Source organism: Staphylococcus carnosus, assembly GCF_900458435.1.
GTDB lineage: Bacteria > Bacillota > Bacilli > Staphylococcales > Staphylococcaceae > Staphylococcus > Staphylococcus carnosus.
In genome coordinates, this window is record NZ_UHCT01000001.1 from 184,708 (window position 1) to 202,640 (window position 17,933).

The 17,933-nt window shown below is 32.1% G+C and carries 17 protein-coding genes; 12 read left to right on the plus strand and 5 right to left on the minus strand.

Annotated elements, in window-relative coordinates:
• The first annotated feature begins 150 nt into the window (after positions 1 to 150).
• The 5 genes from DYE31_RS00805 to DYE31_RS00825 all read left to right on the plus strand — a co-directional run bounded on the left by DYE31_RS00805 (position 151) and on the right by DYE31_RS00825 (position 7,618).
• A complete protein-coding gene (locus DYE31_RS00805) occupies positions 151 to 1,587 on the plus strand; it encodes a hypothetical protein (RefSeq protein WP_015901550.1) in 1,437 nt (478 codons plus the stop codon).
• A 70-nt stretch (positions 1,588 to 1,657) separates the two neighbouring features.
• Positions 1,658 to 3,295, plus strand: coding sequence for a hypothetical protein (locus DYE31_RS00810; RefSeq protein ID WP_015901549.1), 1,638 nt, complete (start codon positions 1,658 to 1,660; stop codon positions 3,293 to 3,295).
• Positions 3,296 to 3,554: 259 nt separating this feature from the next.
• Positions 3,555 to 5,141 carry a BCCT family transporter gene (locus DYE31_RS00815; protein ID WP_015901548.1) on the plus strand — a complete coding sequence of 529 codons (1,587 nt, stop codon included), beginning with the start codon at positions 3,555 to 3,557 and terminating at the stop codon, positions 5,139 to 5,141.
• A gap of 328 nt (positions 5,142 to 5,469) precedes the next feature.
• The gene (locus tag DYE31_RS13015; protein ID WP_075140869.1) at positions 5,470 to 5,565 is read left to right on the plus strand and encodes a putative holin-like toxin; all 96 of its coding nucleotides are present in this window, start codon (positions 5,470 to 5,472) and stop codon (positions 5,563 to 5,565) included.
• A 598-nt stretch (positions 5,566 to 6,163) separates the two neighbouring features.
• The gene (locus DYE31_RS00825) at positions 6,164 to 7,618 is read left to right on the plus strand and encodes a carbon starvation CstA family protein (protein ID WP_015901547.1); all 1,455 of its coding nucleotides are present in this window, start codon (positions 6,164 to 6,166) and stop codon (positions 7,616 to 7,618) included.
• Between the two features lie 132 nt (positions 7,619 to 7,750).
• Here DYE31_RS00825 and DYE31_RS00830 read toward each other — a convergent pair whose 3' ends face one another.
• On the minus strand, positions 7,751 to 8,455 hold the full coding sequence (locus tag DYE31_RS00830) for a nuclease-related domain-containing protein (RefSeq protein WP_015901546.1): 705 nt from the start codon (positions 8,453 to 8,455) through the stop codon (positions 7,751 to 7,753).
• Between the two features lie 145 nt (positions 8,456 to 8,600).
• Here DYE31_RS00830 and DYE31_RS00835 point away from each other — a divergent pair, with 145 nt between their 5' ends.
• The 4 genes from DYE31_RS00835 to DYE31_RS00850 all read left to right on the plus strand — a co-directional run bounded on the left by DYE31_RS00835 (position 8,601) and on the right by DYE31_RS00850 (position 12,237).
• Positions 8,601 to 10,133 carry a UvrD-helicase domain-containing protein gene (locus DYE31_RS00835; protein WP_015901545.1) on the plus strand — a complete coding sequence of 511 codons (1,533 nt, stop codon included), beginning with the start codon at positions 8,601 to 8,603 and terminating at the stop codon, positions 10,131 to 10,133.
• Entirely contained in the window at positions 10,133 to 10,834 is a 702-nt protein-coding gene (locus tag DYE31_RS00840; RefSeq protein ID WP_015901544.1) for a DarT ssDNA thymidine ADP-ribosyltransferase family protein, read from the plus strand. The genes DYE31_RS00835 and DYE31_RS00840 overlap by 1 nt, the downstream gene beginning before the upstream one ends.
• Positions 10,827 to 11,480 (plus strand): DarT1-associated NADAR antitoxin family protein, encoded by a 654-nt coding sequence (locus DYE31_RS00845; RefSeq protein ID WP_015901543.1) that lies wholly within the window; start codon positions 10,827 to 10,829, stop codon positions 11,478 to 11,480. Before DYE31_RS00840 ends, DYE31_RS00845 begins: the two co-directional genes overlap by 8 nt.
• Before the next feature lie 121 nt (positions 11,481 to 11,601).
• The gene (locus DYE31_RS00850; RefSeq protein ID WP_053464597.1) at positions 11,602 to 12,237 is read left to right on the plus strand and encodes a hypothetical protein; all 636 of its coding nucleotides are present in this window, start codon (positions 11,602 to 11,604) and stop codon (positions 12,235 to 12,237) included.
• Between the two features lie 187 nt (positions 12,238 to 12,424).
• On the opposite strand, the gene trhO is transcribed toward DYE31_RS00850, so the two are convergent.
• The 3 genes from trhO to DYE31_RS00865 form a co-directional block, all read right to left on the minus strand.
• Positions 12,425 to 13,378, minus strand: coding sequence for an oxygen-dependent tRNA uridine(34) hydroxylase TrhO (gene trhO, locus DYE31_RS00855; protein WP_015901541.1), 954 nt, complete (start codon positions 13,376 to 13,378; stop codon positions 12,425 to 12,427).
• A 205-nt stretch (positions 13,379 to 13,583) separates the two neighbouring features.
• Positions 13,584 to 14,519 (minus strand): TDT family transporter, encoded by a 936-nt coding sequence (locus DYE31_RS00860; RefSeq protein WP_015901540.1) that lies wholly within the window; start codon positions 14,517 to 14,519, stop codon positions 13,584 to 13,586.
• A 123-nt stretch (positions 14,520 to 14,642) separates the two neighbouring features.
• Positions 14,643 to 15,173: a hypothetical protein gene (locus tag DYE31_RS00865; RefSeq protein ID WP_053464596.1), complete on the minus strand. Its 531-nt coding sequence runs from the start codon at positions 15,171 to 15,173 to the stop codon at positions 14,643 to 14,645.
• A 198-nt stretch (positions 15,174 to 15,371) separates the two neighbouring features.
• Here DYE31_RS00865 and DYE31_RS00870 point away from each other — a divergent pair, with 198 nt between their 5' ends.
• Entirely contained in the window at positions 15,372 to 16,226 is an 855-nt protein-coding gene (locus tag DYE31_RS00870) for a GIY-YIG nuclease family protein (protein WP_041613050.1), read from the plus strand.
• Between the two features lie 75 nt (positions 16,227 to 16,301).
• Complete coding sequence (locus DYE31_RS00875; RefSeq protein ID WP_015901537.1) at positions 16,302 to 16,577, plus strand: GNAT family N-acetyltransferase; 276 nt, start codon at positions 16,302 to 16,304, stop codon at positions 16,575 to 16,577.
• A gap of 76 nt (positions 16,578 to 16,653) precedes the next feature.
• On the opposite strand, the gene DYE31_RS00880 is transcribed toward DYE31_RS00875, so the two are convergent.
• Positions 16,654 to 17,571 carry a VOC family protein gene (locus DYE31_RS00880; protein ID WP_015901536.1) on the minus strand — a complete coding sequence of 306 codons (918 nt, stop codon included), beginning with the start codon at positions 17,569 to 17,571 and terminating at the stop codon, positions 16,654 to 16,656.
• Positions 17,572 to 17,727: 156 nt separating this feature from the next.
• Here DYE31_RS00880 and DYE31_RS00885 point away from each other — a divergent pair, with 156 nt between their 5' ends.
• A complete protein-coding gene (locus tag DYE31_RS00885) occupies positions 17,728 to 17,919 on the plus strand; it encodes a hypothetical protein (RefSeq protein ID WP_041613049.1) in 192 nt (63 codons plus the stop codon).
• The last annotated feature ends 14 nt before the right edge of the window (positions 17,920 to 17,933 follow it).

Below are 17,933 nucleotides of genomic sequence, written 5' to 3' on the forward strand. Positions count from 1 at the left end.
TGACAACGCTAAAAAAATAACTTTTAAAATTACTAAGTTAGACAAATAATGACTATCTTAAATTTAGTAAGATATATAGTAAAATAACATTTAAAAGTAAGCGCTTTATTTAAAAGGAGTATCTCTAAAGATAGAAAGTGGGAGTAAGAAATGGATTATATTAAAAAAATTAAAGAAGAATTATATGACATAAAAAGCCAAGCGAAAAAAGCAGATATTACAAAACTTCATATTGCCCCTAATATAGCAGAAAAAGTGTTGGGAAATGCAGAAAAAGTTACGAAAAAGTCTATATCAAAAGAATATCTATTAGGTATAATTGATACTTCTCTTACTGGAAGAGGTAAAGAAGGAATCTATTTTAGTGGAGAAAAAATAGTAATAAAAGAAATGCTAACAGAACCGGTTACTATCTATTTTTCAGAAATTGAAGAAGTTATTATAGAAAATAGAATAAAAAAAGATAAAAAACTACCTTATAATATTATCAAATTTAAAAACGGTGATAAATATGAAATTTCAGATATTTCAAGTGATTATATAGATGCACATTTGTTTGCCAAATTAGTAAATGAAATTATAGTCGAAAATGCTGGAAATGATTTTTCGGAAAAAAATCAAATAACTCCACTTGAAGATTTGGGTGACAAGGAAAAATTTGCTTATATTAAAATACTTTGTAATTATGCGTTTTTTGATGATGATATTATTGATTCTAAAGAATATGAAGAAATAATCAACTTTGTTGTAAGAGTTAAACTTGATAAAAGTTTTAGAATTCCATTAAGAATGTATATGATGAATGAGGAAAAAATGCAAAGTACGGATGAATTAATAAGTTATCTTGAGGAATCTTGTTATGAAGAAGAATTCGAATTGATCATAAAATCATTAGTTAAAGATATAATTTCAATATTTATGTTAAAGGAAAATAAATATTGGAAAGAAGATAAATTTTTAACAAAAATAATTAACGAATATAATGTGACAGATGGACAAGTAGAATTCTTTATTATGTCTTACAAACAAACTCAAGATATTTTAACTAATAAGCTAGATGATAAAGAGATAGCAAAAAAATATAAAGATTTAAATGCAAATGCAAAATTAGTAGGTATGCCCCTTGCTGCTTTGTTTCTTACAGGAACAGGTGGCGTCAGTGCAATAGGAATAACTTCGGGTTTTTCATTGCTTGGTATGGGGAGTCTAATAGGTATTTCTTCTCTTTTCACTGGTATTGGACCTATAGCAGTTGCTGGAATAGCCTCATATAAGGGTTTTCAAAATATTATAGGCACTAAAAATCAACAAAAAAACAATAAACATAGGGAACTAATGCTAAAAGAAATTGTAAAAAACAAGCAATTACAATTACAGTATCTAATAGAAGATAATAATAGTTTAATTGAACAATTAGCTAATTCCATTTTGCAAAATAAAATAAACGACGCAAAAGTTAAAAAGTTAGCTAGAATAGCAAAAAAAGTAGGTAGAAGCCAAAAAAATGTTGCAAATGATGTAGTGAACTTAGGAGAAGAAAGTACATTAATAAATGTCCCTCAAAATAGTGAAATAGTAATAAATTAATTAATTGCCAAGTAATAGAATGACTGATTTGTTGATGTGTAAAGTAAAATTTTAGAAAGAAGAAAATCTTATGATTAAAAAAAATAGAGTTGATGATGAAGAACTTGAACTTTTAGCACATTTGAATAATATTCAAGCTGACCAACAAGACAAACTTAGTTTGAGAATGAAAGAATTAGAGATAGAATTTGATAATTTAAATGAAGATGCACTTAATACTTCAGAAGAATTAGATGAATTAATTGAAATATTCGAGGATATGGAAAAAAACCTAGATGATTATGAAATTAATTTTGCTGAGGAAGACATAGAGGAAGCAATGACTTTAAACTCAGATGAACTGGAAGAGATAAATGCGAGCATAACCCAATATGAACAACTAGATTATGTTGAATTTAATGATGATTGGGATGAATTTTTATTAAATAATAAGAATTATGCTAATGATTATTGGATAGACTTGCATGCAGACCCTTTTAAAGAATTATTAACGGAAGAAGAATTAAAAGAAATAGAAGATATTATTGATAATCAATACGGCTTGAAAGATTTGAAATTAGATAAGTATGATTATATGTATGCTTCTCTTTCTGGAATTTTATGTGGGTTAATCGATGTATTCATTATAGGAGAACCTTTAAAAGCGAAAAAAAGAAGATTCCGTGAAATAAAGGGTAAAAATATAAATAATCTTCAAGACTCTACTTTAAATCAAAAAGTTCAACAAGGGTTTGACAGCATAGTAAAAAAGTTTGCTGATTTTATATATGAATATGATAAAAAACATGGCAATTTGGTAAAGAATAAAACTAAAAAATTTGATTCTGTAAGTGGTGCCATAGGTTATTTAGAAGAGAGATTTAGTGTGAATTATGATGCGAGATATGCTAAAGACCTGGGGTTATCTAGTGATGATATAAAATTAAACCCTCTAAATCACCATCTTAAATCATTAGCTCATCAGCCCGATATAATAGGTTTATTTTTCTCTTTATTAGACCAATTCATGGATACTACCACTGTAATAGATAACGGTAAAATAAAAATTATTAAAAATCCAAATGGAAAATTTGAACTAAAAGGTAAAGATTTTAAATCTAAAATTGTTTGTGGCTTTCTAAATTGGTTGGGACATTTATTTTCTGACGTAGCAGGTTCTAGCGGTACTAGGGGGCATGCGAATAAAATCGGAGCAGGTGTACCGGCACCTTTTTACGCTTTAACTCAACTTATGACAGCTAATGTGAAAGATAAAAATGGAGTTCCAGTAACCTTTGCAAAAATAGCCGAAACAGTATTTAAAGATGGGTACGATTTAAGATTTGCGACTACTTTAGCAATACCCGTCGCTCTAAACGAAATATTTATTAGAATATTTTGGTCTATCAAAGAAATTTTCTATCACAAAAGATCAGTCAAAGATATTTTGAAAATTAATAGAAGTAGAGAAATTGACAGATTACTACTCGTTGGTCATGGTTCCCTATGTATGGTTGATGGCATAGATGCTTTTGCCCGTTCAGGTGGAGGCCAAAATTTGGTTGTGATGTTCTCTAGAATGAATATAGTTGGATGGGCTAGATTTGGTTTGGCTGCTTTTAAAGAAACACTTAACGTTTATCAGTATCATTCTAATTTAAGAAAGTTAGACAATGATTTAGAAAAAGAGTGGAATGAATTACTAAACAATAGTAGAAGAATTATGTAATTATATATTAAATCAAAACATCGACTCCCCCGCGGACTCGATGTTTTTTCTTTTTCCACTTCTCCACCTCAAATTGCACCATTTCCCTATCTATGTTTAAATTAAGAAAACGCTTCCAATATATATCAATGATAACCAACCTTTCTTAATCATATCTGATTTACATCTAGATAACTTAACCTAACGCACCTAGATCTTTTTACATCTAAGACATATGCATAAAAACACTAAACTATAGATAGGATGATGTTTTACAGTTATGAAGAGTAAAAGGAAAAAGCATAGAAATATTGTTTATTATACATCCGTCGCAATTATTTTAATTGTGACATTAATCGCAGGTATCTTTCCAAAACTATTCGGAAAATATGCGCAAAGTACATATGATATGATTGCAGGTTCATTCGGTTGGTTATTCTTAGTGATTATCTTTGTATTGGATGTGTTCTTAATCGCCTTAGCAATCTCACGTTATGGCCGCTTCAAACTCGGTGCTGATAATGAAGAACCAGAGTTCTCATTCATTTCTTGGATCGGCATGTTATTCTCTGCAGGACTAGGAGTCGGAATCGTCTTCTGGGGTGTCGCAGAGCCGCTCACACATTATCTGCATTCTCCATTCCCAGGAAAAGTACCTGATCATTCAGCTGAATCTGCACGTGTCGCTATGGGATATACTTTCTTCCATTGGGGTATTTCACAATGGTCTATCTTTGCGATTTCTGGACTGACAGTAGCCTACTTCCAATTCCGTAAACAACGTAACGGATTAATTTCAACAGCCATGGAACCTGTCTTCGGAGAGGCGTATAATCGACCACTTCGCAACCTCATCGACATCTTAGCCATCATTGCCACGGTCATGGGTATCGCAACATCTATCGGTCTCGGTATCATGCAAATAGGCGGCGGTCTCCATCATGTATTCAATCTGCCGAATACCAATGTGACTAAAGTAGCCATCACCGTAATCATGGTCTGTATCTTCCTCGGTTCAGCACTCACAGGATTGAACCGCGGCGTGAAATGGCTAAGCAACATCAACGTCGGTCTTGGAGCCGTCTTACTTATCTTTATACTGATATTTGGCGACTTAAAATTCGTCTTAGAATCCTATACGCTTGCAATCGGTGATTATCTACGTAATTTCATCGAATACAGTCTGCGTGTGAATCCATATACCGGAGATAATAGTTGGATTCAAAAATGGACTGTTTTCTACTGGGCTTGGGTAATAGCATGGTCACCATTCATCGGTGGTTTTGTGGCACGAGTTTCACGTGGTCGTACTATCCGTGAATTCGTGATAGGTGTCTTAATCATCCCGCCGCTCATTTCATTTACATGGATAGCAGGCTTCGGAGGTACAGCATTGAAAGTTGCATTAACACAAAATACAGGTATCGAAAAAATAGTCGATAAAGATTACTCCGTAGCACTCTTTGAGTTACTGCAGCAATTCCCGATTTCTGATATCACAAGCGTCTTAGCTATCGCATTGATCTTTATATTTATTGTGACAAGTGCGGACTCTACAACACATATCGTAGCAAGTATGGCTACAGGCGGTGTGGATAATCCGAAAGTGCAACATAAAGTAATTTGGGGATTATTGATTGGTGCGATTTCTGTAACTATGACCATTGCGGGAGGTCTAACCAGTCTGCAAACAGCTTCTCTTGTTACAGGTCTGCCATTCTCTATTATTCTGGTACTCATGATTTTTTCTATTATGCGTGCACTGCATCGAGAACCCACTGAACATTTCCAAATGACTTATATTGAAGATGATACTGATTATTCAATACCTTTAGAAAAAAGAGAACAAGAGAATAATGAAAACTAAAAAATTAAGTCTAGATGTGAAAAACGTCTAGGCTTTTTAAAAATGATTTAAAAATACTGTGGCATAGTAAATGGGAGGTAGAAATTGAAAAGTCAGCTGTTACCGTAAATTGTATGCAAACAACAAGTATAAATTAAAAATATAGTCGCCATTTGCATGTAAAGAGTCGACTATACGAAAATGAAAATATTTATTTTATTATGTCATGATGAAAAATCACTGAGAAAATAATATAATATTTCTAAGAGAAAGTTGAATAGATGGTGGCAAATCTATTTTGAAGGAGGTGGTGCCTATGGCGTCACTGAATTTAGAAAGGATAGGCTAAATGACAACATTTGAAGTAATTATAGTCATGATAGCGTTTGGTGAATTTACACTGAGCCTAATCACTATAATTATTGAAATTGTTAAAAAAAGATAAAAAATAAACCATCTCACAACTTTGACGTAGTTGAGATGGTTTAAATCATCAAAATCATGTCACCGTCTTTTAAACGGTCTCTGAAAGCGTCGTGTTGGAGCACGGCGCTTTCTTTACGCCTTTATTATCGCATAAGAGAAAGTAAAAGTACACACAAATACATAAAGAGAAGCCTTTTAGAAGAAAATTGACGCTGAGTTCAGAAAACAAAAAATAAACCATCTCACAACTTTGATGTGACTGAGATGGCTTATTTAAACAATCTTAGTATGTCGCCGTCTTTTAAACGGTCTCTGAAAGCGTCGTGTTGGAGCACGGCGCTTTTCTTTACGCTTTTATTATCGCACAAGATAAATTGAAAATACATAGAGAAAATTCTATTTTAAAGGACAGACTTATAGCGTTATTGAGTTCATTATGAGAAAAGAAATTATGTATCTATTAGGACTATAATATAGTTGCTTTTCATTAGAAAGAGTTTGACCAGTTATTATTTTCACAATCTTGTGACAATTAAAAGTTTATGATTAAATTAAGTAAGCGTTTACATTTATCAACTTAGAGTTCTTCATATAAAAATAAATAAAGGGGGAGTAAAATGATTACATTTATAGTTTCTATCATTTTGCTGATTGTAGGTTACTTTACATATGGGAGGTATATCGACAAGATGTTCGGTCCAAAACAAACACGACCAACACCTGCTTATAACCAACGCGATAATGTTGATTACCTGCCGATGAAAACATCATCAAATTCATTAATTCAGCTTTTGAATATCGCAGGAGTTGGACCTATCTTCGGACCGATTATGGGAGCTTTATATGGTCCAGTTGCTTTTATTTGGATAGTAGTTGGATGTATTTTTGCCGGAGCTGTCCATGATTATCTTACAGGGATGATTTCTATACGAAATAAAGGGGCTCATTTACCTGAACTTGCAAGTAAGTTTTTAGGCAAGGTGATGAAGCATTTCGTTAATATCTTCTCAATTCTCTTATTACTTTTAACTGGCACTGTATTTGTAACAAGTCCAGCGCTACTATTACATAATTTAATGGATGGGCGCGTAGCATTAGGAATAATTATTTTTGCGATTTTTGTGTATTATATTTTATTTACTATTTTGCCGATCGATAAAATCATTGGTCGCATTTACCCGATTTTTGGTGCACTTTTAGTTGTGAGTGCAGTAGGTATGGGATTCCGTCTTATTCAAACAGGTGCACACATACCAGAAATCAGTTTACAAAATATGCATCCCGATGGCGCACCGATTTTCCCTTTACTTTTATTCACTATCACATGCGGAGCATTATCAGGGTTTCATGCGACACAAACACCAATCATTTCTAGAACAACAAATAATGAAAAAAATGGTCGGTTTATTTTTTATGGAATGATGATTGCTGAAGGAATTATCGCTATGATTTGGGCAGCAGCTGGAATGAGTTTGTTCCATGGATACGAAGGCTTAAAAGGTGTGTTGGCTGAAGGAGAGGCTGCTTTAGTAGTGAGCAAAGCAGCGCACTTACTGCTTGGTTCTGTTTTAGGAACAATTGCTGTACTCGGTGTGATTGTTTTACCGATTACTAGCGGAGATACTTCGTTTAGAAGTGCACGTATGATTATTGCAGATTACCTGCACATCGATCAACGTAAGTTAGCAAAGCGTATTTTTGTAGCAGCACCACTCTTTATCATTAGCTTTGCATTAACTCAAATTGATTTTACAGTCTTGTGGCGCTATTTCTCGTGGGCCAATCAAACCACTGCAGTAGTAGCCCTATGGGTTGGAACTATGTATCTTCTATTGGCTAAGAAGAATTATTGGGTGGCAGCTGTACCTGCAACTTTTATGACGTGGAATATCTTTGTTTATATTTTGAGTCAGAAAATTGGTTTTGGTATAAATCTTACAGTCAGCTATTATTTAGCTTTCGGATTAACGCTATTATGGATCGGTTATTTTGTATATCAATATAGAAAAATGACTGCTAAAACAGAATTTGAATTAGATTATCAAATATCTGGGCAAGAACCGGCAGTTTAAAATTTTGACAAGTCAAGCACTAGTTGCTTGGCTTTCCTTATTTTTATATGCAAATGACAAGTATAAATTAAAAATGAAGAAGTAAAAGTATATAAAAATAACCGAAAATGAAATCATTACCATGTATGATTGCTAATTAATATTAATAATACTTGCATCATTGTTAGCAAACTTATTCAACGCATCACAATAAGTCATGATAGTAGTAGCGTCCATACAAGTACGCGTCTTATTTTGAGTGATTTTATGATATAAAGTCTGCTTGAATTCTGATTTAGAAGAAGGTGTAGCAATATATTTATTTGGATTACCTACGTAAAGGTTGCCATCGCCTTTATGGTTGAAGTAAATAACCATTTCGATGAACCTTGCATCAAATATTTGATTTGCAAATTCGCGTGTCTTTTGAATTTGAGCGAAAGGGTGTCCATATTTTTTAAAAGCAAATTGTTTATTTTCATTGCTGAGAATAAAGGTGATGTAATCATCGCTATGTTCTGGGAATAAATACTTTTTTAAACCATCTAAATTAAATTTTTCCAAGTTATCTTTACTAAAATTGAAATAAATATCACCTTTCCAGTGTTTTGTTTCAATGATAAAGAGCCCGTTTGTACAGATTACAAAATGATCAATTTGTCTGATTTGATTTTCATCTTCAATTAGCACGTTGTTATAAATCGCATAGTGATCGACAATGTTGCTTTTTTTAAACTCTAAAAAGATTTCTTGCAAATGATTGCTTGTGATTTGTTCTCCTACATTTAAAGAAGACTGTACTAAATCTTGTAAATACTTAATTTTATTGTTCAACTTTTCAGCATTAAAATTTTCCATGAAATTCTCCTTATTAAGTTTAATAATTATTTATGAATATATATGTAAAAATAAAGTCTGAATTTAATGTTATACTAGGTGTTGCATACAATTATTTTCAAAATTATAAATAGTCAATATTTATTATGAAGGGGTGAAATATGATATGTCAATACCAACTCTTGTGGGTCATCAAACTGAGATTTTATATGTAGCTGATAATCAAAATATGGTTATCACTGGGAGTGCAGGATGTGGAAAATCATTATTAGCTATTTACAGAATATATTGGCTCTCTAAGGTGTACCCTAATGATAGAATTGTTTTGCTTACATTTAATAAAGCGGTAAATCAAGATATGATTTCCAAAATAGAGCTTATTGCTGCACAGCGAAATGAAGCAGTACCTAATAATTTGATTGTTAATACATATAATTTATTCATGAAAGAAATTTTAAATAAAATCTGCGATAGTTTTCAGGAAGAAGAGTTATTATTAAATAAATATAAAGAAGGAAAAGGAGTAAAAAATTATAATCATTATAAAAAGAAAGCTAGACAGGTTGAACAAGCTGTTGATGAGATAAGTAAAAAGTATCCAGATGAATCTTCGTTTAAAAGACCTTATCAAACATTTTCTGACGAAATATCGTGGCTGCAACAAATGGCAGTTAGTACTCTAGAAGATTATGAAAAGATAGAGAGAATAGGAAGAAGAAGCACTAGAATAGATAGAAGTAAAAGAAAATATTTTTATGAAGTTTATGAAAAATATTTAGAAAATAGAGAAGAAGACGATAGATATTATGACTTTGAGGATATCGGGAGTTTAATACGAAATTTATTAGAAAAAATTGAAGATCAAGATAAAAGAGAAAAGTTGCTGTCTTTTAAATATATTCTTATCGATGAATTTCAAGATTTCACATCAGATATGTTAATGACTGTAAATGCTTTAAGTGATAAAAACGGCGCATTAGTGTTGTTAGGAGATATTAATCAAGGTGTATTCGGAAAGCGTATTTCTTTCAAATCGCTAGGTATTAATATGAATAGTTATAAGAAGTATAAATTGATTCAAAATTATAGAAATAGCCGTCCAATCAGTGAGTTAGCTGAAGAAATATCTAATTCACCATATTTTGACAAGAGTAATGAATTTTATGCAGAAGCTGAATTAGGAATCAGAAAAGGACAAGACCCAAAAATTATCCAATACAAAAATGAAGAAGAAGAAATGTCCAAAGTTTATCAATATATTAATGCTGTGGAGACAAACTATAAAGGCGAAAGTATATGTGTCATACTTCCAACACACAAGTTTAAAGATTTTAAAAGCTTTATTGAAAAACATGGGAATAATTTTAAGAAATATAGTTTAACTAATCGTGAAAGCAACATTATCATTGGAACTTATAGACAAATTAAAGGGTTAGAATTTGATACGGTTATTATGCCTTTTTTAAGTAAAAAAACTTTTTTAGAAAGTTTAACGATAGATAATAATGAGCTTGATATGGATAAAGAAGAGTTTGATCTTACTAATATAGGCACAGAAATACTAGAGAAATACGTTGCACAGTATTATGTTGGTGTTACAAGAGCAAGAAATAAACTTATTATTTTATACTCGGGTCAAATAACACCATTATTAGACAACTCATCTTTTGAGAAATATAAAAAAGGGAGTGAAAATTAATGGTTCAAGCAGTCGTAAAAAACCATCATATTACTAGATTGTGCCATTTTACTAAATCCAAAAATCTTCCTTTTATTTTAGGTGAAGGGGTAGATAGTGATAATGGTATCTTAGCGAATAATTTTATTTCTGATACTTCATTTTTGAATAAAACTGATGAGAATAGATTTGATAATCACGAGGATTTTATTTGTACATCGATCCAATATCCTAATTGCTATTATTTTTCTACTGTAGTAAAAAAGAATCAAACTGAAATATTTAATGAATGGACGATACTTGGAATCAGTCCTGAAATTATTGATGATTCTACAAAATTTTGTCCTGTAAATGCAGCTACTAAGGGTGGAAGAATGATTGGAAATGGTGCTGAAGCTTTTGAAGAAGTTTTTAGTGAAAGAGTAGAAGGAAAAAGAATTTTTGTTAGGAATCAGAACTACCCAGACAATGTACCTACTAACGTGCAAGCGGAGGTATTGATTTATAACAAAATACCTAAAGAAAATATTACAAGTCTTATTTTTCCCACAGAAGCAATTGCGGAAAAAGAATGTTTAAGATTGGAACTTTGTGGAGTTAATGTTTCACAATATGACATAATAGTATCAAGTGACTTGTTTGAAAAGAAAGAAATAGTGCGGTTATTACAATCAGGAAAAATACCTGAAGAAAAGGTGTTGAAATATAAACAATATGGCTAATCGATTCGTTTATTATGTTGATCCAACAGACCATTTTAATTTTAAAAAAGCAGATGTTTCTTTTAAGTGGTTTCCTGGCTTTTCAAAAGAACAAAAACAGAAAAGTATAAAAGAATTACATCAGCAATTTTTAAATCTAAATATTACAGATAAACTACTTGAAGTATCAAGTAAATCAGAAAAAAGTATAGGAGTTAAAGCGAGTGCTTTTAATCTAAAAATAAGTACAGTGAAAGGTCATCACCTTAGTGTTGAACAAATATTCCAATCTAGTAAAGTGTATAAAAAAGCGGGTAATCAAAATTATCTTTTGGAAGAAGGATATAATTCTAAAGAAATGAAGCAGAAGTTAAGAGAAATTGATAAAGATGATTATATGATTAAATACAGTAGTTTTCATCAGGATTTCCCGTTAGAACCTAAAACGCTCTTTTATAATTGGATATATATCAATGCTTTAAATCAAAATGAAGAAGTAGCAAAAGAAATTTTAAAATATGAGGCGTTTACAGATATAGAATTCAATCCGAAACGCTCTTTTAATTGTCAAGCTGAGGCATGTGCCATTTATGTTTCTTTAGTAAAACAAAAGAATTTAGATGAAGCTTTGAAGAACATTCAAACCTTTGAAAGCATTGTATATTAAAAGGAAAAGTGCTGTTGATTTCACTAATATATTAAGATGATATAAAAATTGTAAAAAACATACTCCTTTAACACATTTTATGTAATAATAAAAAAATAAGATAACAAAGGGGTTATGTTGTATGAGTGAAATTATTGCTTCAATATTGGGAGTCATTACTGGTTTGATTGGATCGCTTATCGGTATGAAAATCCAATATAACAAGAACAAATCAGAAAAACAAAATGATTATCGTGATGATATTATTAGTATGATTGATATTGTTGTTTTTAAAATATCTAAAATTAGAAATAATGAATTAAGTTTTGATAATGCGATTATAAATAAAGATGTTACTACTGAGATATATCAAGAAATAGTGTCTGACTTTAATTCGTTTGATCGACAATTACAGGAATTAATAGTTATGATGAGTCATCATGCTTCTCAGCCAAATAAAAATATTCAAGAACTTTTAGAATATTATCAGCCAGTAGAAAATCAATTTAATAACTTTAAAACATCATATAGAATATATAACCAGAAGTATGACAAAATTGAGTATGAAGAAAGAAGTAGAATAGCTTATTCAAAATTAAAATTTGAGAGAAGAGTTGGGGAATTTGTAGAAAATATGCGAGATTTTTCTATAAAGTTCTATAAACATAATATGTATGATCCTAAATTAAAAAGGGTACCTACAAAAGAAGAGGCAAGAGAAATAGTAGATAGTTATCAGAGCAAATCATATAAAAACAAATACTCCTCAAAAGAATAAGTTAGTTACTAATTGAATATTAAATGTATAATTCTAAGTCTAGATGTGATTAATGTCTAGACTTTTTAAAATACGACACAAATCAGAAATAAATTAAATAATTTTAAACTAATATCAAGAAAAGTGTAATATTAATTTAAAAATGACAAAAAGCGGACACATCTCATAGATGCATCCGCTTCTCCTCTTACTGTTGAACTGTCTCTTTAAAGTTTTCTAAACATTTTTCTTTTTCCTCATCGCTGATATTGTGTTTGGCAACATAACGGTTGCGTTCATGTTCTGCACATTCTTTACAGCAAGCGCCTAAATAACGGTGTTCATTTTCTTCAGAAACTAAGATTTGTTTATTGCATTCTGGGTTGCTGCAATTGATATAACGTTCGCAAGGTGTACCATCGAACCATTCTTTACCGATAACCGTTTTTTCAACTTGGTTCACATCTACACTGATACGTTCATCAAAGACATACATTTTACCGTCCCAAAGTTCACCTTTTGTCTCAGGATCTTTACCATAAGTCGCGATACCGCCTTCAAGTTGAGCCACATCTTCAAAGCCTTCTTTTAAAAGGAAGCCTGAGAATTTTTCACAACGGATACCGCCAGTACAATAAGTGACGATTTTTTTATCCATAAACACTTCTTTGTTTTCTTTAATCCAATCAGGCAAATCTCTGAAACGTGTAATGTTCGGGCGTACAGCACCACGGAAATGACCTAAATCAAATTCATAGTCGTTACGTGCATCAATGACGATAGTATCATCATCTTCTAAAGCTTCACGGAATTCAGAAGGTGATAAATATTTACCAGTTGTTTCACGAGGATCAATATCGTTTTCTAAATCAAGCGCAACGATTTCGTGTCGTGGTCGTACATGCATTTTTTTGAAAGCATGACCTTCTGCTTCATCAATTTTAAATGTGATATCTTTAAAGCGTTCATCAGCACGCATATGTGCAATATATTGGTCTGTATCTTCTTTTGTACCAGATAAAGTACCGTTGATACCTTCAGTTGATACTAAAATACGGCCTTTTAAGTTATTCTCTTTACAAAATTCTAAATGCTCTGCAGCAAAAGTTTCAGGGTCATCGATTGTGACATATTTATAATATAACAATACTCTATAATCCATAATTAATACTCCTCATATTCTCTATCTTTATTTATTATAAAGGAAAAAGGGCAGACGTTAATGATGCAGAAGACTGATTTTAAGCCTAAGTACATCTGTTTAATTCGTTATTCAAGCAATTTTCCATGTAATTCGCAAATTTTTCTCCTATCATATCTTAACAAAAAACACAAAAGATGCAATGCGGAGTGCTCAGATTTATATCTTAATTAAACTTGCGAATATCTAATAAATACCAGGCATAGCGGAGGGTTACGAGTGCAACGACAATGACAGCAAAAATAATTTCAACCACAGCCAAACCCCAAACTATTTCCGAGGAAATAAAAGGTAAAGATACGTTTTGAGCTACAGTGTAAGTAGCAGATGCTGTTGTCACCCAAGGGAATGTTAATGCTGCATATGCTGGTGTGAATTTGTTGTTTAAAATCTTAGGAAGAAAGAACAGTGAGAATATGAATAACAGTTGAGACAAGATAAAGAATAAATCGATATAAAGATATGAATAATCCGTTTCATTCAGTAAATAGCCATTCAAGCATAAAGCAGCTGGTGCACTGATTATCGCAACCATCGGCAACTGTAAACGTCCATAATATTTCCATGATTGTTCAAGCAATATAATCGTAATGAGTGTTAAAAATGACATGGATCCCGTCACAATAGCGATGTCACCCATTACCTTATAAAAGCTAGGTGCCGTTTCTGCAATCACACCCACACCTACAAACATGACAAACCAACTTGTATTAGGCGGTGTAAAGCGATCATGCGGAATATGATAAAAGCAAAAGATTACCATCATAGTGACGTGCATCGCAATAGCACAAAACCATAAAAATGTTAAAACTGGAGATGTGATAGCAAAAGACTGATTTATAATCGCCAGCATTGTTATTAACATCATCGGCAGTGCAGGAAAAATCGCGAAGATGTTAATGTTCTTTAATTCATTCATAATATCTTTGGGATAAATACAGCTTTTTAATATAAATAACCCGACGCATAAACAACTGATGATAAAACAACATAGTCCAGCATTAGACATATTCAAATGATAAAATAACGTGCTTAATGTCATGATGCCGAGTGCTAAGCCGTTTATGGCTACAGGTACTTTGCGTAATATATGTAATAGCATACTTTCATAACCTCTTTAAATTTCTCTCTCTAGTGTAAGTTTAAATCAATAACGCCATATATAGAAGACTTGAGCAAAATAAAAAGAATCACCTTGTTATTCAAAGTGATTCCTATAGTATGTTTAATGCCCATTAGATTGATTAGGTTCAGCTTGTTTTTGTGGTGCAGGCTGTGTTTTTTGTACGGGTGTATTGTTTTGATTTTGCGTTTGGTTTTGTTGTGGTTGAACAGGCTGTTGAGGCTGTTTAGGTTGTGTTTGAGCTGGTGCAGGTTGCTTTGTATCTGTTTTTGTTTTTTCAGTTTCTTTAGCCGTTTCATGTGTCGCTTGTGTATGTTGATTCGATTCTTGTTTAGGTGCAACATAATAAGAACGTTGATGTGTTTGTTGGCTTTGACTAGTATCTTGCTGATATTGTGTCGTGTCTTCTTGTATTGGTGCGTCAACTCGTTTTGCTTCAACTTTTTTCTTTTTATCTGATTTATCTTTGTCGGTTTTGTTTTCCTTAGCATCTTTCTTTTCATAAAATTTCAGAGCACTCGCTTGATCACTCTTCATATATTTTTGATACGCAATCACACCGCTTACTGCGATACCTGTAATTAATAAGGCTGTAACAATAACCGCTGCTATTCTTTTAAATGCTTGTCCCATGCATAGCGTCTCCTTATATCATGTTTAATCTTGGTGCTATTTTTAATATACATAATCATTTTATAGAATTGAGATAAACATTTCCACTGGTTTAAAGCACTTTTTTGAAAAGATTATTGAAACGTACAAGTGTTATGAAATAGCAGCGCTATTTTAAGCGGAAATATTGTATGATAAAAGAAAAAATGAGGTACATCTATGATTAAACTTACAGATTTTATAACAACTCCTAATATAATGCGTACTAAAATTAAATTTAATATGAATGCTAGCGATATCACTAAACGTGCTTGGGATTTTCTGTTAGAAGATCATGCGGGCTGGGTGGAGCTTAATGCTTGGAAAACTAAACAGCCGAATAACAATCTTAATCATGCAGATTATTTAATTGCCTTGGCACAATATTATCCATATGGCCCTGAATATTTCGTATTCGGCGGTTTATATAAAGTAGAAAAGATAATGCCAGAAGTTTTTGATGCACCTGGTTATAAGTTGACTTTGATGGATGAATATCAAGAATATATTAAGCGATTAATTATTAAGTTAGACCGTCCTATAGGAAGGGATGTTTATAATCGTTTGTATAGTAATGTTCAAGTACAGTTGAATCCTGAAGTGTATGAAATTGTGCCTAATGTGAAATTGGGACATTTTCCTGGTTATCAAAATATTTGTATGACACATAAAGAATTGAAACAGATTGTGGAACGTAATGAACCGAGTTGGCAAGAGGCGCTTAGTTATGTAAAAGGGGTATATGTGATTACAGATATGCATAATGGACAACTCTATATTGGATCAGCTTCAGGCAATACTGACGGGATTTGGCAGAGATGGTCAGGGTATGCACAACCAAACAATTTAACTGGAGGAAATAAAGCATTTTTAAAGGTATTAAAAGAAAAAGGGCCTAAGTATATTACTGATAATTTTCAGTATTCCATTATTGAAATTTTTGATACTAAAACAAAAATAGAAACGATATTAGAACGTGAAAATTATTGGAAGAATGTATTTAAAACTAAAAAATTTGGGATGAATCATAATTAAAGTGTAAATGTTTATCTCTGATTTAAAGTGGTATAAAATTTATAGCCAACAAATCTAAAAGCGAGGTTGATAAATATGGCAGAAATTAAACAAGGTGACAATAAGTTTTACATTGGAGATTCTGAAGAGCAACCGGAAGCAGAGATTACGTTTGTACCAGCAGGTGAAGATAAAATTGATGTAAACCATACTGGTGTCAGTGGAAGTTTAGAAGGACAAGGTATCGGTACACAATTAGTTAAAAGAGTTGTAGAATACGCGAAAGAAAATAATTTAAAAATCATTCCTTCTTGTCCATTTGCGAAAAAAGTAATTGAAGAAACGCCTGAATTTCAAAGCGTTTTAGCATAAAGGAAGTCTAGAGGGAGTCTAAAGACAGAAGGCTGTCCCGGTACATTTATTGGTGCTGGGACAGCCTTTTTATATTTTATATCTCTTCTAAATTATTTTCGATTTCTGCACGACGGTCTTCAAGGAAATCTGGTAAAGTAAGTGTTTCACCTAAATTTTCAATTGGTGTATCTATTATGAAACCAGGTGCTTCAGTCGCAAATTCGTACATAATTTTATTGTGACGATAATAAAGTGATTTGAAGAAGTAACGATCAATAATGCCTGAATTGCTGCCTGAAAGTTGGTCGATTTTTTGACGTATAGCTTCCAAATCTTCATCAGTAGGAACACTGACTGCTATGTGATGGACATATCCTCTGCCAGGTTTTACACGTTCTCCATTATCTTCAACTAAAACAAAGTCAGAATAAAGCCCTTTTGAATCGAGCGAATAGACATCTGCAGATAATGGTTGATAGCCTAGTATATCAACTAGGAAGTCTGCGGTAGGTCTTATATCTCGTAAGCGCAATTCTACTGGACCCATGCCCAAGATTTGTAAGTTCTCAGGTATGTCTGAATAAGGATTGTGCTGCCAAACTTCAGGAATTTTACGATCATGATTATCTATTAAAATAAGTTCTAAACCATCTGGGTCTTGAAAAGCTAGTGCTTGTTGTCCTAAATACGTTGAAGTAGTAGTCTGTATTTCATAGCGATTTAAGCGCGCTTCAAAGAAATCTAAAGCTTGTTTATCAGGTACTAGCAAAGCAAGACGTGCAATGCTGTTTGTGCCTGGATGATGTTTTCCTAAATTAGGCATTTCAAAAAATGTTAATAAAGTTCCAGGTGTTCCTGTTTGATCTCCATAAAATAAATGATACATCGTAGGATTATCTTGGTTCACGGTTTTTTCGACTAAACGAAGTCCTAAAATTTCAGTATAAAAATATTTATTTTGGCGTGCATCTTTTGTGTACATAGAAATATGATGATGTCCTGTGATTGGCATATAATCCCTCTTTTCCAGCCTATATTAAGTATAAAAAGTATACTTAAATGATATAACTATTTAAGAAGAAGGTAAAGCTATAAGCTTATCTTTAAATCTGTTTCTTTAAGAAATGTTGGAATCTATGATATAACGAGTACAAGGAGAGAAATATACATGAAAAGATTACCAATAATAATCCTCAAATTTATGTTCTATTTTGATATCATGTTCCTCTTTGAATACGCTGTATTTGATAAGGTGGATTACCTTTATTGTTTAGGTTTAGCACTAGCACTTGTAATCTTTACAGAAATCGGTAATCCAAAGAACAAGAAGAAGAAAAAACATGATGATGATAATAAATGACGGGTATAATCAAC

Bases quoted from the DNA above. Each gene is read 5' to 3' on its own strand.
- DYE31_RS00805 (WP_015901550.1), top strand. From the start codon at position 151: ATGGATTATATTAAAAAAATTAAAGAAGAATTATATGACATAAAAAGC.
- DYE31_RS00810 (WP_015901549.1), top strand. From the start codon at position 1,658: ATGATTAAAAAAAATAGAGTTGATGATGAAGAACTTGAACTTTTAGCA.
- DYE31_RS00815 (WP_015901548.1), top strand. From the start codon at position 3,555: ATGAAGAGTAAAAGGAAAAAGCATAGAAATATTGTTTATTATACATCC.
- DYE31_RS13015 (WP_075140869.1), top strand. From the start codon at position 5,470: ATGACAACATTTGAAGTAATTATAGTCATGATAGCGTTTGGTGAATTT.
- DYE31_RS00825 (WP_015901547.1), top strand. From the start codon at position 6,164: ATGATTACATTTATAGTTTCTATCATTTTGCTGATTGTAGGTTACTTT.
- DYE31_RS00830 (WP_015901546.1), bottom strand. From the start codon at position 8,455: ATGGAAAATTTTAATGCTGAAAAGTTGAACAATAAAATTAAGTATTTA.
- DYE31_RS00835 (WP_015901545.1), top strand. From the start codon at position 8,601: ATGTCAATACCAACTCTTGTGGGTCATCAAACTGAGATTTTATATGTA.
- DYE31_RS00840 (WP_015901544.1), top strand. From the start codon at position 10,133: ATGGTTCAAGCAGTCGTAAAAAACCATCATATTACTAGATTGTGCCAT.
- DYE31_RS00845 (WP_015901543.1), top strand. From the start codon at position 10,827: ATGGCTAATCGATTCGTTTATTATGTTGATCCAACAGACCATTTTAAT.
- DYE31_RS00850 (WP_053464597.1), top strand. From the start codon at position 11,602: ATGAGTGAAATTATTGCTTCAATATTGGGAGTCATTACTGGTTTGATT.
- trhO (WP_015901541.1), bottom strand. From the start codon at position 13,378: ATGGATTATAGAGTATTGTTATATTATAAATATGTCACAATCGATGAC.
- DYE31_RS00860 (WP_015901540.1), bottom strand. From the start codon at position 14,519: ATGCTATTACATATATTACGCAAAGTACCTGTAGCCATAAACGGCTTA.
- DYE31_RS00865 (WP_053464596.1), bottom strand. From the start codon at position 15,173: ATGGGACAAGCATTTAAAAGAATAGCAGCGGTTATTGTTACAGCCTTA.
- DYE31_RS00870 (WP_041613050.1), top strand. From the start codon at position 15,372: ATGATTAAACTTACAGATTTTATAACAACTCCTAATATAATGCGTACT.
- DYE31_RS00875 (WP_015901537.1), top strand. From the start codon at position 16,302: ATGGCAGAAATTAAACAAGGTGACAATAAGTTTTACATTGGAGATTCT.
- DYE31_RS00880 (WP_015901536.1), bottom strand. From the start codon at position 17,571: ATGCCAATCACAGGACATCATCATATTTCTATGTACACAAAAGATGCA.
- DYE31_RS00885 (WP_041613049.1), top strand. From the start codon at position 17,728: ATGAAAAGATTACCAATAATAATCCTCAAATTTATGTTCTATTTTGAT.